General features: G+C 50.5%; 10 protein-coding genes. 6 read left to right on the forward strand and 4 right to left on the reverse strand.

Annotated features, from left to right (window positions below):
- Positions 1-28: 28 nt before the first annotated feature.
- Positions 29-700, forward strand: a complete 672-nt coding sequence (locus tag A7K98_RS03050) for a YecA/YgfB family protein (protein ID WP_087487242.1) — start codon at positions 29-31, stop codon at positions 698-700.
- 42 nt (positions 701-742) lie between these two features.
- Here the strand turns inward: A7K98_RS03050 and malM are convergent, their stop codons facing one another.
- From malM to malK, 3 genes are all read right to left on the reverse strand, one after another.
- On the reverse strand, positions 743-1,642 hold the full coding sequence (gene malM / locus A7K98_RS03055) for a maltose operon protein MalM (RefSeq protein WP_087487243.1): 900 nt from the start codon (positions 1,640-1,642) through the stop codon (positions 743-745).
- A 121-nt stretch (positions 1,643-1,763) separates the two neighbouring features.
- Entirely contained in the window at positions 1,764-3,062 is a 1,299-nt protein-coding gene (locus A7K98_RS03060) for a maltoporin (RefSeq protein ID WP_198361139.1), read from the reverse strand.
- A gap of 26 nt (positions 3,063-3,088) precedes the next feature.
- Positions 3,089-4,198: a maltose/maltodextrin ABC transporter ATP-binding protein MalK gene (malK, locus tag A7K98_RS03065; RefSeq protein ID WP_087487245.1), complete on the reverse strand. Its 1,110-nt coding sequence runs from the start codon at positions 4,196-4,198 to the stop codon at positions 3,089-3,091.
- A 388-nt stretch (positions 4,199-4,586) separates the two neighbouring features.
- Between malK and malE the strand changes: the two genes are divergently transcribed.
- The 5 genes from malE (at position 4,587) to A7K98_RS03100 (ending at position 11,136) form a co-directional block, all read left to right on the forward strand.
- Complete coding sequence (gene malE, locus A7K98_RS03075) at positions 4,587-5,783, forward strand: maltose/maltodextrin ABC transporter substrate-binding protein MalE (protein WP_087487247.1); 1,197 nt, start codon at positions 4,587-4,589, stop codon at positions 5,781-5,783.
- Positions 5,784-5,869: 86 nt separating this feature from the next.
- Positions 5,870-7,414: a maltose ABC transporter permease MalF gene (gene malF, locus A7K98_RS03080; protein WP_087487248.1), complete on the forward strand. Its 1,545-nt coding sequence runs from the start codon at positions 5,870-5,872 to the stop codon at positions 7,412-7,414.
- Between the two features lie 13 nt (positions 7,415-7,427).
- Positions 7,428-8,318, forward strand: a complete 891-nt coding sequence (malG, locus tag A7K98_RS03085; RefSeq protein ID WP_087487249.1) for a maltose ABC transporter permease MalG — start codon at positions 7,428-7,430, stop codon at positions 8,316-8,318.
- A gap of 508 nt (positions 8,319-8,826) precedes the next feature.
- The gene (locus A7K98_RS03090) at positions 8,827-9,318 is read left to right on the forward strand and encodes a hypothetical protein (RefSeq protein WP_087487250.1); all 492 of its coding nucleotides are present in this window, start codon (positions 8,827-8,829) and stop codon (positions 9,316-9,318) included.
- A 1,023-nt stretch (positions 9,319-10,341) separates the two neighbouring features.
- Positions 10,342-11,136, forward strand: a complete 795-nt coding sequence (locus A7K98_RS03100; protein WP_157665833.1) for a DUF4037 domain-containing protein — start codon at positions 10,342-10,344, stop codon at positions 11,134-11,136.
- A 93-nt stretch (positions 11,137-11,229) separates the two neighbouring features.
- On the opposite strand, the gene malQ is transcribed toward A7K98_RS03100, so the two are convergent.
- Positions 11,230-13,317, reverse strand: a complete 2,088-nt coding sequence (gene malQ, locus A7K98_RS03105; RefSeq protein WP_087487253.1) for a 4-alpha-glucanotransferase — start codon at positions 13,315-13,317, stop codon at positions 11,230-11,232.
- Between the last annotated feature and the right edge of the window lie 3 nt (positions 13,318-13,320).

Raw genomic sequence — 13,320 nt, forward strand, 5'->3', positions numbered from 1 at the left:
GCCGGCAACAGAAATGAGGTAGCAGTTAATGACACAGGGTCCCCTGACAGAGAAAGAGCTGGAATGGCTGGATGATATCTTCATGAAGTATGGTGATGAGGATTCCGTGCTGGATGTGTCGGGGCTGGACGGATTGCTGACAGCAATTCTTTCCGGACCGGTGATGGTTGAGCCGGAGCGCTGGCTGGTAGAAGTGTGGGGTGGTACATCCAAAGTGCCACGCTGGAGTTCTGAGCGGGAAATGGAGCGTTTTATGACGCTGACTTTCCAGCATATGGACGACATCGATCAGCGGTTAACCGATTACCCGGACCAGTTTGAGCCGTTATTTGGCACCCGTGAAACCGAAGGTCAGGAATTTACCATAGTTGAAGAGTGGTGTTTTGGTTACCTGCGTGGGGCTGCTCTGGGGCAATGGCCGGCACTGCCGGAAAATCTGCAGCCATCACTGGAGGCAATTACCCTCCATGGCAGTGAAGAACACTTTGAAAAGCTCGATCAGCTAAGCCCGGAAGAGTTTGAAACCAGTATCGAAGCGATTCGACCAGCCGCATTAGCCTTGCATCACTACTGGCTTGATCTGCGGACCGACGAGGTTCCGGTGGTTAATCAGCCGTTTATCGCTGAAATTAAGGCCGGGCGCAATGATCCCTGTCCTTGCGGTAGTGGTAAGAAATTTAAACAGTGCTGCCTGCACTGATTACAGCAGAGAGTATCGGCCGGTTTCCCGGCCGATCTATTGTCAGTGTTTCACACTGTCGATAAACGTTTTCCGCGCTGTTTTAGAACCCAGCCGTTCTGCTTCATCCAACAGTTTTAAGGCTTTGTCTACATTGCCCGCCGCAACCGCTTTTTTAATCGCCGTATTGTAGTAGCTTTCTGAATCGTTCAGCATCGGTTCATCCGGTTTCGCCGGCGCCGCAGGAGCTGCTGTCGGATGAGTATTACCCACCACGACCGGTGCCGCAGCCGGAGCCGCAGAAGACGAAGGTAAGAACTGACCTATCATGACATTGCCACTGCTTTGCTCGGCACTGACTTTCAGACTGAGCATACCGGTACTGGTATGACGTGCCACCGGATCCGGGATATCGGGTACTGCATTACCCACGCCTGCAGCAAAGGCTTTTGCAGGGTTGATCATTTTGGTGGTTTTTTCCAGGTCCTGAGTGGTGGTATACACCAGCAGATAAATTTGTTTCTGCCCCAGTGCCGGGGTCAGTTTAAGAGTGCCTTCCAGCCGGTCGCTGGAAACGATGCCGGGTTTCTGGTAAGTGAAATAGTCCGAAGGAAAAAATGCAGCAGGACGTAATTGTTCATCCAGAATCAAGACATTCGGGGCGTACACCGATTTACCGGTGGCCATACTCGACAGAGTGATTTCCAGCGATCCCCGGTCAGCAGGTAAGGCAAAGGCCGCTACAGCCCCCTGAATATCTCCCTGATTTATTTCTACAGAAGCATTACCCAGTGTGACATCCTGAGTTACCGGCGGGACCAACGGTGTCCAGGATAAATTATGCAACGTCTGGCTGGAAATGGACGGCGCAGTATTTGCCGTGTTTTCTGCAGCAGATACCAGTGTCGGGCTGACCCCTGACAGGACCAATGACAGACACAGGAACAGCAAACTTTTTTTCATGATGGCTTCCTTAGGGATACGAATACGACCGGCAGTGACCCCAACAACATCCTGCCGGTCCGTCTCCTGGTTGATTAACAACACACTACTTTATTATCCGCAACTGACAGTAGAGTGCGGATTACCACCAGGCTTCCATCTGAACACCGAAGGCAACTTCATTATTTTTGCCGCGGCTATAGGTGGTGGTGCTGGTATCATTCATTGCTAAGCCATTGTTCACGCCAGAATCTGTGTTGTAGCCCCATTTTTCGTTCCAGTTCGCGTAGGTTGTAAATATACGGATAGCCGGACGGGACCAGATGCTGCTGCCAGCCTGCCACTGTTGCGCCAGGGTGACTTTATACTGATCATTGCGATCGCCGGTACGTTGAGATTTAACGTTATCGTAACCGACTTCCAGCAAGGTACTCATGATTGGCGTCCATTTATACATCGGGCGCACACCAACGGTGTACCAGGTGGTTCCGTTATTGTTATCGCGATCAACATTTTGATACATCGCCACGTACATCATGCTCCAGGTATCATTGAAGTCGATGGCACCGTGGTCAATAACGCGAATCATATGGCCATTGTTGTAAACACTGGATCCCTGAGATTTACCAATGGCGTTGCCGGTACTTGAGTCGGTCATGGCGTCAGTGGCGTACTGCAGGACAAATTTGTTATAGCCGCTGTAGATGCTTTGGGTATGTTCTGCGGTGATCATTACACCGTCTTTGGTAGCGCCCTCTGCCAGATGATAGCCTTTACGGGTATCCGCACGACCATAATCGACACCCAGTTCCAGAACGCCGCCCGGGTTGGTTTGCAGACCAGCCAGACGCACGTCAAAAGTGTTGTTGGTGGTGGCAACTTCATTCAGTTGGCTGGCGATATAACCATAAGAGCCGCCGCTTTCAGTGTTACGTGTCACCGCCATAGACAGTTTACCAAAGCCCAGATCTACATCTTCCAGACCGGCACCAGGACCTGAAATATCCCAGTAGTAGAAGTCGATCATATGAACGTCATGACGCTGGTAGAAACGCTTACCTGCCCACAGTGTGGATCCCGGCAACCAGTCGATCAGGTTTTTACCTTTTACATTGGCTTCACGGAACGCAGGATCAGTCGATTCCCAGTCATTGTCCTGTGAAACGGAATAGGCGACGTTAGTATCAAAATAGAAACTTTTATCTCCTTGTTTCCACAGTTCCTGACCAAGTTTTAATTCGGCATAGGTTTCACATTCGTTACCCAGACGATATTTACTGCCGGCACCGGTGGTCTGGAAACATCGCTGATCACCACCTTTGCCACTAAACCCAATTCCGGAACGGGCGTAACCACTAAAATCAACAGCCATTGCCTGTGTAGAAAGGATACCGGCGGCCACTGCCAGAGCCAGGGAGGAACTACGCATTGTTATCATCATTAATCTCCTGTAGGGATCGCGTGCTTTCATACACCTGGTTCCGGGTGTAACCGCCGACAGGCTGTACCGTCTTCACGGAACAGATGGCAGCGGTGTGGCGGTAAACCGATAGTGAATGTTGCACCTTCTTCTGCCAGCACCACGTCATTCTGGCGGTACACCAGGTTCTGACGAATTGCCGGAATTTGGATGTGGATTTGTGTTTCGTTGCCGAGCCGTTCTGTGACCTGGACTTCGCCGGAAAGGGTGACTTCCGCACCCTCTCCGGGCAGCAGATGTTCAGGGCGGATACCCAGAGAAAGATTGCTGCCGGGGGTGATGTCATGGCCTTCGACCATCAGCCAGATACGCTGCTGATTTGGCAGTTCGACTTCGACCCGCTGAGCTTCAGCGGCGGTGACTTTTACCGGCAGGAAATTCATTTTTGGTGAACCAATAAACCCGGCGACAAAGCGGTTGGCAGGGTAGTGATACAGGGCCAGCGGTTTACCGATCTGCGCGATCTGCCCGGCATCCAGCACGACAATTTTGTCGGCCAGTGTCATCGCTTCTACCTGGTCGTGGGTCACGTAAATCATGGTGCGTTTCAGGCGCTTATGTAGGCGCGAAATCTCAATACGCATTTGCACCCGCAGCGCCGCATCCAGATTCGACAAAGGTTCATCCAGCAGAAACACGGAAGGTTCAGCAACCAGAGTACGGCCAATAGCGACACGTTGACGTTGGCCGCCTGACAGCGCTTTCGGACGTCTGTCCAGAAGATGGGCCAGCTGTAATACTTCAGCGACCTGATTCACCCGCTGTGTTATTTCTGATTTTTTGGCACCGGCCAGTTTCAGCCCAAATGACATGTTCTCTGCCACTGTCAGGTGTGGATAGAGCGCATAAGACTGAAACACCATGCCAATACCACGGTCAGCCGGAGGGGTTTCATTCATCCGTTGGCCGGCAATTTTCAGCTCACCGGCAGTAATGTCTTCCAGCCCGGCAATCATCCGCAGGATGGTGGATTTTCCGCAGCCTGAAGGTCCTACCAGAACGACAAATTCACCTTCTTCAATATCCAGAGTGATATCTCTGGATATGACGGTATCGCCGTAGGATTTGTACACGCTGTCTAAGGAAACACTCGCCATCCTATATCTCCTGATTTCGCTGGCAGCAACTCGCAGGCAGCATGAAACGTTATGTAATGAACAATGCAGCATTCAAGACCGGGCGTAATCATCCGTAACAAAATTTTTCAGGGGGGAGGAGAAGGGAGGATGAGAGAGCCTTGTGGCGGGTCAGAGGTTCCCCTGGTTAATCAAATTCGTGATCACACCGGCAAAAAGAATGGTGTTTTTTTGTGTGTCACAGCACAGAACGCCGGAGAATGCAGCGCAGATCACATTCTGAGGCGTGGGGGCGTAGGCCGGGGGATGATGAAGCAGGGGGCGGATAAATTCACACTGGACTGAGACCCGGTCATACCACGGTATGGCACAACCCCTGATTTCACTCAGGTAACAGAAGGATTGGATTATGGCCCTCAGCATCAGGACAATTAAACACTCTCTGGCTCTTTCAGCGCTGGCTACACTGGTGCTGTCATCTTCTGCTTTCGCCAAAATAGAAGAAGGAAAGCTGGTTATCTGGATTAACGGCGATAAAGCGTATAACGGCCTGGCAGAAGTCGGCAAAAAGTTCGAGAAAGACACCGGAATCAGTGTCACTGTGGAACATCCGGACCAGCTGGAAGAGAAATATCCGCAGGTCGCGGCGACCGGTAATGGTCCGGACATTATTTTCTGGGCACATGATCGGTTCGGCGGTTATGCCCAGTCCGGTTTATTGGCAGAGATTACCCCGGACCAGAAATTCAAAGATAAACTGTTTCCGTTTACCTGGGATGCAGTGACCTATAACGGCAAACTGATCGGCTATCCGATTGCCGTGGAAGCGTTGTCGCTGATTTACAACAAAGACATCATTAAGCAGGCTCCGAAAACCTGGGAAGAAATTCCGGCACTGGATACTCAGCTAAGAGCGAAGGGTAAAAGCGCCATTATGTGGAACCTGCAGGAACCGTTCTTCACCTGGCCAATTATTGCTGCTGACGGCGGTTATGCGTTTAAATTTGAGAACGGCAAATACAATGTCAAAGATACCGGGGTAGATAACGCCGGGTCTAAAGCCGGCCTGCAATTTATTCTAGATATGGTGAAAAACAAGCATATCAATGCGGATACTGACTATTCGATTGCCGAAGCAGCCTTTAATAAAGGTCAGACGGCGATGACGATTGATGGTCCCTGGTCCTGGTCGAACCTGGATAAGAGCAAAATTAACTACGCAGTGACTCTGCTGCCAACTTTTGGCGGTAAGCCTTCCAAACCTTTTGTCGGTGTGTTGACGGCGGGTATTAATGCCGCCAGCCCGAATAAAGAGCTGGCGAAAGAGTTTATCGAAAACTATCTGATTACCGATGACGGCCTGGCGACGATGAATAAAGATAAGCCGCTGGGTGCTGTAGCGCTGAAATCTTATCAGCAACAGCTGGAAAAAGATCCACGGATTTCTGCCACTATGGCGAATGCGAAAAACGGCGAAATCATGCCGAATATCCCGCAGATGAGTAACTTCTGGTATGCAGAGCGTAGTGCGATCCTTAATGCTATCAATGGTCGTCAGACCGTCGATCAGGCACTGAAAGATGCTCAGGCGCGGATAGTCAAATAATACGCCGCACTGAACAGTGAGATTCAGATAAAGAAAAAACACTGCGCAGCCAGACGGTTGTGCAGTGCTTCCACAAGGATGCTCTTATGCCAGTAGCCAAAAAAAGTCCGTCAGGTGTTGTGTTGAAATGGCTGATTCTTGCCATTCTCGCTTGTATCACCGGCTATCTGATCGTGCTGATGTATGCGCAGGGTGAGTATCTGTTTGCCATAGTGACGCTGATTATTTCCGGCGCCGGGCTGTATATCTATGCCAACCGCCATGCTTATTCGTGGCGCTATCTCTATCCTGGACTGGCAGGTATGTCGCTGTTTGTTCTGTTCCCTTTGGTCTGCACTATCGCCATTGCTTTTACCAATTACAGCAGCACTAACCAGTTGACCTTTGAACGTGCTCAGTCGGTATTACTGAGCCGCGAATTTCAGGGGGGGAAAACATTCACTTTTGGCCTGTATCCGGCAGGTGACCAGTGGCAGCTGGCGCTTACCAGCGATGACAATCCGCAGGTACTGCTGTCGGCACCCTTCAGCCTGAATGCTTCCGACGCGCAGAATATTCCGGTGACGGCGCAGACATTACCGGCCGGAGAGAAAGCCGGATTGCGGGTGATTACCCAAAACCGCCTGGCGCTGGGCAAGCTGGCAGTGCAACTGCCGGACGGTGAAACCCTGCGAATGAGCTCGTTGCGTCAGTTTTCCGGCACTCAACCGTTGTATCGTCTGAACAGCGAAAATCAGCAGCTGACCAATGTACAGACTGGCACGCTCTACCGGCCTAATCCGCAAACCGGCTTCTATCAGGCGGTGGATAGCCAGGGAGAGTGGCAGGCGGAAAAACTGAGTCCCGGATACACCGTAGGCATTGGCTGGGGTAACTTCCTGCGGGTATTTGAAGATGAAGGAATCCGCCAGCCTTTTGTTTCGATTTTCATCTGGACCGTGGTGTTTTCATTACTGACGGTGGTATTTACCGTGGCAGTTGGCATGGTGCTGGCTTGCGTGGTGCAGTGGGAGGAACTGAAAGGTAAAGCAGTGTACCGCATGTTACTGATCCTGCCTTATGCGGTACCGGCATTTATTTCGATACTGATTTTTAAAGGGTTATTTAACCAGAGTTTTGGTGAGATCAACCTGATGCTTAACGCACTGTTTGGCATTAAACCATCATGGTTTAGCGATCCTCTGACGGCTAAAACCATGATAGTTATCGTCAATACCTGGCTCGGTTACCCTTATATGATGATCCTGTGTATGGGGCTGCTGAAAGCGATCCCGGATGATCTGTATGAGGCTTCGGCAATGGATGGAGCAACTCCATTGCAAAATTTCCTGCGGATCACTTTCCCGTTGCTGATCAAACCGCTGACGCCATTGATGATCGCCAGTTTTGCATTCAACTTTAATAACTTTGTACTTATTCAACTGCTGACCAACGGGGGGCCGGATATGCTGGGTACTACCACTCCGGCAGGGCATACCGATTTGCTGGTTAGCTATACCTACCGTATCGCCTTTGAAGGAGGAGGGGGTCAGGACTTTGGTCTGGCGGCAGCGGTTGCCACACTGATTTTCCTGCTGGTGGGTGTGCTGGCGCTGGTGAATCTGAAAGCATCACGTATGAAATTTGATTAAGGAGCTGCCGGTTATGTCTATGGTTAAACCAAAATCACAGAAAGCCAGGTTGCTGGTGACTCATCTGTTACTGCTGTGTTTTCTGGCACTGATCCTGTTTCCGTTACTGATGGTGATTGCTATCTCACTGCGGCCCGGCAATTTCGCCACCGGCAGTCTGATCCCGGAACATATTTCATGGGATCACTGGAAACTGGCTCTGGGGATCGCGGTGACTAACAGTGACGGGTCGATCACTCCACCGCCGTTCCCTGTGCTGTTATGGCTGTGGAATTCGGTGAAAATTGCGGGGATTACCGCTGTTGGGATCGTCGCTCTTTCGACCACTGCGGCTTATGCGTTTGCCAGAATGAAATTTCGTGGCAAAAGTCCGGTACTGAAAGCGATGCTGATTTTTCAGATGTTCCCGGCAGTACTGTCACTGGTTGCGTTGTATGCACTGTTTGACCGGTTGGGTAACTATATCCCGTTCCTTGGGCTGAATACTCACGGTGGGGTGATATTCGCCTATATGGGAGGTACTGCTCTGCATGTCTGGACCATTAAAGGCTATTTTGAAACTATTGATGGTTCGCTGGAAGAAGCGGCGGCGCTGGATGGTGCCACCCCGTGGCAGGCTTTCCGGCTGGTGCTGTTACCGCTCTCGGTGCCGATTTTGGCCGTGGTCTTTATTCTGTCGTTTATCGGAGCGATTACCGAAGTGCCGGTTGCATCGCTGTTATTACGCGATGTAAACAGCTATACGCTGGCGGTCGGCATGCAGCAATATCTGAATCCGCAAAACTATCTGTGGGGCGATTTCGCAGCAGCCGCAATATTGTCAGCTATCCCGATTACTGCGGTGTTCCTGATAGCTCAACGCTGGCTGGTAGGCGGGCTGACAGCGGGAGGTGTTAAGGGCTGACCGGTAAGATGAATTGCGCTTAATCTCAGCAATGGGTGTGTGACTTGTGAATTTCCTCCATTTCGGCGACCGTTAACGGTCGCTTTTTTTATCCAATGATTGTGCGGTTCAGGGAACAGGTTACTGGCTTCCGGACGGCAGCCTTTGCGCTTATCTTCAGCCGGCGGATTGCTATATATCTTTTGCCCGGGTGGAGCAGTGACAGGAAAGTTGTCCCGCCAGGGAACCAGACAGCGATAAGCTAATAATGTTGAGAACCGAAACGCAAAAATGCCGCTGTTTCTCCTTTCCCCGTCGATGAAGATTATAATCAATCCCGGCCCCTGACGGTTTTATCGAAGCCAGTATCTTTCTGACTGGCCAGTACCGGCCTCCAGATAAGGCCTGCGTTCAGGCCATGTCATCACCGGGAAGTGGTGTTTGCCGGAGCATTGTTTGGCTTTATGGAAAGCGTGGTGCCAGCGTACCTGGATAACCAATCCAGAGAATCAGGATGATAGTTCCCAACATGGATGATCTCATTTCTATGGCCATTTTCGATAAAGTTCAGGCTGTTATGCCGGATGACCGGCACAGGATGATGTATTCGGTGAAGGTGTATCCGCATGAGTACGAAATTCATTTTAATGAAATTGTGGAATACTGTGATTCCTGTATAGGCATTCCCGATGGAATTTTGACCGGCGTTCGACCTGCATTTTTAAATCGCATTGGTGGGTGTTACGAAATTGCGTTTGACCTGGTGAGCAACATAGAAAAAGGCCAAAATTTTGTGCCTCCGGATTCGAACAATGCGGATAAGCTGAGTACAATAATTGACCAGGGTATTGTGCAGCATTACACTAGACACAAGCCATATTGTTACATGTTTCTTGCTGACTCTCCTGAATTATCAAGACTGTACAATATTGTGATGCTGCGATTCAGGTGCAGATACAACATCAAACAGATTCACAGTAATCTGGAACCAGAGGGAAGAGGTTATGTTATTGAATTCTAAACCTAAGAAAACATACAGGCCGCCACTGTCACTGGCAGAAGCGATCCGACTCAAGGCTGAAAGGATGCGTGAAACTCATGAATTCTTTAAGCACAGAAGGAAAGAGAAAACGACTTCTGAAGCACAGTGATCTGGTTATGACGATTAAGGGGCCAACTGATCCCCTTGTCGTTACATCACTTTTGCCGGTGATGCTAATTTTTTCGGTGATACTAATGCAACCAGCGAGCCATACCCGTCAGCCGTTTTTTATCGGTATGGATTTGGGTAACAGTTTCACCGGCGACTGCAGTGTTGATATATTCATAAGCCTGGTCATAAGGTGAGTTTTTGTTGTACTGTCTGGCAAGCTCAGAAGTAGGTTTTCGTAATTAACAGCTCTCTTTCCCGAAGATTATAATCAGCATAGAAGGCTCTCCCCTGATATATTCCCAATTCCGTATTTATCGAACAGAACAAATCCAGGTAAAAGCTTCTCAACTTTATCTGCCCCCGGCTTACTCAAACATACTTGTATCCAATGGCTTTACGTCATCCTGACGCTCAGTCAGAATCTGACGTTGAGCAGGGACAGGTTAATGCGGAAAATCTGATTGGAATATAAAAGGAAGGATGGCCGCAATTCCTGATGATCCATGCTGAGATGAACCCGTGTGAACGGTCTGAATTAGTCACTGGTGATGCCACTGCCTGTCGGTAGATTACCCCTTATTAAGGATGCTCATGAATCAAATCAGTGGTCTGAATTTATCGGAGCTGTTTTACCAACAGGTGGTAAAACCCATAATGCTCAGGTTCTTTCCTGAAATAAAATATGCCTGTGCCCGGATGGGGCGGGGGTCTGAAGTATTGGGATATGATGATTCTGTCTCAACTGATCATGATTTTGGTCCCTGTGTGCAGCTTTTTTTACCGGAAGATAATTTTAAAACTGTCGCCGCTGAAATTATGTCGGTTATGGATACTCATTTACCAGAATCATTTCAGGGTTTTTCGGTAAAGTACCCCAATGGGTGTCGGCCTGTGAATTCACCTGATTTGTATCCGGAAATGCTGGGGTCCTGGCATGGGGTTGAACTCTATACCCTCAGTATGTGGAGCCGGATGTACCTGCAAACAGACCTCACCCGCGGGCTGGAAACCCTGCAATGGCTGAATTATTCCGAGCAGTTTCTGCTGTTGATTACTGCCGGAAAGGTGTTTCATGATGACACTGGTGAATTAACCGCGTTCAGGCAGAAATTCGCTTATTTTCCACAACAGGTGTGGCTGTATAAGATTGCTGCTCAGTGGGGGAAAATCGCAGAAGAACGGGCTTATATCGGCAGGGCAGATAGTGTGAATGACAGGTTAGGGGCGACGATAATTGCGGTACGTATGGCCGAAAATATTATGCGCTTAGCCATGCTGACCGAACAAGTCTATGTTCCTTATCCCAAATGGTTTGGAACCTGTTTTTCAACTCTGGTATGTGCAGCGGAGTTATCCCCGTTGTTAGAGCGTATTCTTACCGCAAAAGATCAGCACACCAGAGAAGAGAGCATCAATAATGCCTGCCTTTTTGTTGCTAATCTGCAGGTAGAAAAACAGATTCCCGGTGCGATTGCGCCGGAAATGACCAGCGTTCATCACAGAGAATTTACCTTTGTGGATTCGCTGAAATTAGAACATTCAATTGCTGCAGCGATCACCGATGATGAATTAAAGCAGTTACCTGAATTTGGCGCGGTGGATCAGTTTATTAGCAGTAACCAGATTCTGGCGGTGCCAAATTACTGTCAGGCGTTGTCGGTGATTTACAAAACCCCGTTATATTAAGACAGCCCGTTATCCGGCAGATTAAAACAACCTGCCGGATGCATCTGTAAAACAAGCTTCTGCGCAGAACAGAAGCTTGTTATGCCAGAGTGCTTAGCCGACCGACACCTTTTTCCTGCGTTTATCCAGGTCTTTGATCAGTTTATTGATGTGCTCATCGGCAAATATGTCTTCCAGCGTTTTACTCAGCTTACGTCGCCAGTTGGGATATTCGGTATTCGTGCCGGGAATATTGACCGGAGTTGCCATATCCAGCCAGTCCTCCGGCTGCAGGCCCAGTAAGGCACAGGCACTGTCGGCTACATAGCGCTGTAATCCACGGTTTAGTACCGGAGTCATTTCCATTAACGCCGCACGATGACCGGTTTTCTTCGGGATACAGTCATAGTGATGCAGCGCATCAAGCAGACCCTGTCGGGCCCGGGCCCGGTCAGCATAGAGACCCTGCAATACTTCCTGATCACGGTATAAGCCCAGGGTTTTCCCCAGGGTTAAATCATCGGCCTGCCAGTAACCACGCAGGGTGGGCAGATCATGAGTGGTCAGGGTTGCCATCGCCTGCTGCGGATAGGATTGAGGCGCGCGGAAATGGTTTTCTTCATCCTGCTCAAAATACAGCACTTTGTAGGAGTAGACTCCGGATTCCCGCAGCTTACTGACAATTTCTACCGGCACGGTGCCCAGATCCTCACCAATCACCATGCACTGATGGCGGTGGCTCTCTAAAGCCAGAACGGCCAGCAAATCATCTACCGGGTAACGGATATAAGCCCCTTTATCGGCAGTTTCTCCGGCAGGGATCCACCATAAACGCAGCAGGTTCATCACATGATCGATCCGCAGCGCCCCGCAGCTGGTCATATTAGCCCGCAGCATATCGATAAATGGCTGATAGCCTCGTTGGGTCATCACCCAGGGATCCATCGGCCGCAGATCCCAGTTCTGTCCCTGTGGACCCAGAATATCCGGCGGCGCACCTACCGAGGCATCCAGACAAAATAATTCCCCGTCATCCCAGGTTTCCGATCCGCCACGAACGATCCCCACAGCCAGATCGCGGTACAAACCGATCGGCATCTCGTGCTGCTGGCTGATCTCATAGCAACTGACCAGTTGGGTCTCTGCCAGCCATTGTAACCAGCAGTAAAATCCAACCTCGCTGGTATGTTGTTCGCAGAACTCTTGTACAGCCGGTCCACGGGCGTCATGATACTCTTCCGGCCAGTCGTTCCATCCCAGGGCTTCACCGCGGGTTTCTGCCAGATACTGGTAAAGCGCATCAAATACTGCCTGTAATCTCAGACTTTCGCCGCCATGTTCACTAAATGCAGCCAGGGCTTTCACCTGCGGATCGCGGGCCGGGCGGGTCACAAATCGCTGATATGCCAGCCGCAGCCCGGCCAGTTTCAGCGCCATCACTTCACTGTAATCGACAAACTCTGCGGCTCGTGCAGCTTTCAGCCGTTTGCGGGTTTGTGGTAAAGCCCACCACTGCTGTGCTTCGTCACTGAGCCTGAAATCTTCGACTTCATTAACATCGATATAAATGACGTTTAACCAGCGCCGGGAAGAGGGGCTGTAAGGACTGGCTGCGGTCGGATTCGCCGGGTAAAGCGCATGAATCGGGTTCAGACCTACAAATGCACCACCACGTTCGGCAATCTGTGGCAGCAGTTGCCGTAAATCGCCGAAATCACCAATTCCCCAGTTATTCTCAGAACGCAGGGTGTACAGCTGAGTACAGGCTCCCCACAGCTTTTTCCCTGACAGTAGCGCTTCCGGTTCAAAGCAGCGTTTCGGAGCAACAATCACCCGGCAGTGCCATTGCTGCTCACCGCGGGAGAGTGTCAGCTGATGGTAACCGGCAGGAATTTTTCCCGGCAATACCAGGGTCATCTCACCACTGATCCGGCCTTGCTGGCTGGTACCACTCTCCTGTTTTAGCTGCCACTGATATTCGCCGTTTCCACTGATCGGCAGGGCCAGCCGGCCACCGGCGGTAAATACCCTGACTCCGGGCACCGGGCTAAATTCTGCAACCGGGCGGTGGCTGAAATTCATGGCATCCAACAGTTTTTGCCGGGTTTCCGGGGCCGTCTCCTGCTGTTTACCATGGGCATTGATAAAGCCGGAGGCGATACCTGCCTCCCTGGCAGCCTGTTCCAGTGCTTTGTTGTCCATGCT

Origin of the sequence: Tatumella citrea, assembly GCF_002163585.1 — a bacterium.
Lineage (GTDB): Bacteria > Pseudomonadota > Gammaproteobacteria > Enterobacterales > Enterobacteriaceae > Tatumella > Tatumella citrea.

Excerpts from the sequence above, each read along its gene's own strand:
- malM (WP_087487243.1), bottom strand. The coding sequence starts at position 1,642 with ATGAAAAAAAGTTTGCTGTTCCTGTGTCTGTCATTGGTCCTGTCAGGG.
- malQ (WP_087487253.1), bottom strand. The coding sequence starts at position 13,317 with ATGGACAACAAAGCACTGGAACAGGCTGCCAGGGAGGCAGGTATCGCC.
- A7K98_RS03050 (WP_087487242.1), top strand. The coding sequence starts at position 29 with ATGACACAGGGTCCCCTGACAGAGAAAGAGCTGGAATGGCTGGATGAT.
- malG (WP_087487249.1), top strand. The coding sequence starts at position 7,428 with ATGTCTATGGTTAAACCAAAATCACAGAAAGCCAGGTTGCTGGTGACT.
- A7K98_RS03090 (WP_087487250.1), top strand. The coding sequence starts at position 8,827 with ATGGATGATCTCATTTCTATGGCCATTTTCGATAAAGTTCAGGCTGTT.
- malK (WP_087487245.1), bottom strand. The coding sequence starts at position 4,198 with ATGGCGAGTGTTTCCTTAGACAGCGTGTACAAATCCTACGGCGATACC.
- malF (WP_087487248.1), top strand. The coding sequence starts at position 5,870 with ATGCCAGTAGCCAAAAAAAGTCCGTCAGGTGTTGTGTTGAAATGGCTG.
- A7K98_RS03060 (WP_198361139.1), bottom strand. The coding sequence starts at position 3,062 with ATGATGATAACAATGCGTAGTTCCTCCCTGGCTCTGGCAGTGGCCGCC.
- malE (WP_087487247.1), top strand. The coding sequence starts at position 4,587 with ATGGCCCTCAGCATCAGGACAATTAAACACTCTCTGGCTCTTTCAGCG.